General features: G+C 38.6%; 1 protein-coding gene. It reads right to left on the bottom strand.

The features are described from left to right. Positions 1-696: ABC transporter transmembrane domain-containing protein (locus ACRCJ0_RS16720; protein WP_431391283.1), on the bottom strand; the 696-nt coding region annotated here is incomplete at its 3' end. Positions 697-819 lie beyond the last annotated feature (123 nt).

Genomic DNA, 819 nt, shown 5'->3' with positions numbered 1-819 from the left:
TTCGATATAGGCATTCATATTCCCTTGCACCCTTTGTTGGGTGGCGAATAGTCTTTGCGATACCGGTGTAATAGACAGCATAACAATTGTAGATAATAAAATGGTTCCTGCTGCAATTAAGGTCATTTTTGAACTGATTAAGGTCATCATCACAATAGTTAGGACAAATTGCGTACTAGACATCAAGACCTGTTGCAAGGTTTGTTGTAGTGACATAGCAATCGCTTCAACATCATTAATGGCACGTGACATGATTTCACCATTTGGCGTTGAATCTAAGAATGAGATCGGCAGACGGTTTAATTTCGCCCGCATATCATTTCTTAAATCTTCAATCACGCGTTGGGCAGTACGGCTTAATAAAGCTCCTTGTAAGAAGTTAAATAAGGCACTAATTAAGTAGAAAGTGACTACTTTAGTTAAGATTTTTACTAACCTAGCATAATCAATGACGTACATTTGCTGTCCATCCACGTTTTGCAAGCCATTACTTACCCCATCGGTAATCAGAGTAGTTGCTTGACCTAAAATACGTGGTGACACAATTTGGAATGTGGTTGCTAGGATAATCAGTACAATAATCAATAAGAATGTCCATTTCCGACTAGCCATATATTTGATGAAGCGACCTAGGGTTGACCAAAAGTTTTTTGGTTTATGACGACGGCCTTCTAGTTTTTTTCTTTTATTCGCCATTAGTTCGCCCCCTTAATTTGTGATTCGACAATTTCTCGGTAGATGTCATTTGCCATCAATTCATCATGGCTACCAATACCTGAAATTTCACCCTTATCAAGGACCACAATCGTATCTGCATCA

This window comes from Aerococcus sp. L_32, assembly GCF_050689315.1.
This window is presented reverse-complemented; position numbering and strand designations above follow the sequence as displayed.